General features: G+C 63.1%; 1 pseudogene. It reads right to left on the reverse strand.

Annotated features, from left to right (window positions below):
• Positions 1–11 precede the first annotated feature (11 nt).
• Positions 12–170: pseudogene (locus tag MnOB_RS09935) on the reverse strand (alpha/beta fold hydrolase); the annotation flags it as partial.
• Positions 171–314: the final 144 nt, after the last annotated feature.

A 314-nucleotide genomic window follows, 5' to 3' on the forward strand; every position in this document is an offset into this window, starting at 1 on the left:
AGTTCGAGCGGTCAGCCCAGCAAGAACCGCATCGCATCCGCCGCGCTCTGCTGCGGAATTTCTTCCATCGGAATGTGCCCGACACCGGGGTAGGTCTTCACCTGGATTCCCGGTAGGTCGCGTTGCCACAGCGGCACGTGCTTCGGCGAAATCCAGCGGTCCTTCGCCCCATGCGGATGAGAAAAACGGCCCTTTAGGGCCGTTTTCGTTTGAACACGTGGTGATTGGTAGGGTGCGCCGTGCGCACCAGGAAGTCCGCACGGGCAACTCGGTGCGCGCGGCGCACCCTACGGTGAAGTTCGAGCGGTCAGCCC

The sequence above is a fragment of the Metapseudomonas resinovorans genome, assembly GCF_002003485.1.
GTDB lineage: Bacteria > Pseudomonadota > Gammaproteobacteria > Pseudomonadales > Pseudomonadaceae > Metapseudomonas > Metapseudomonas resinovorans_D.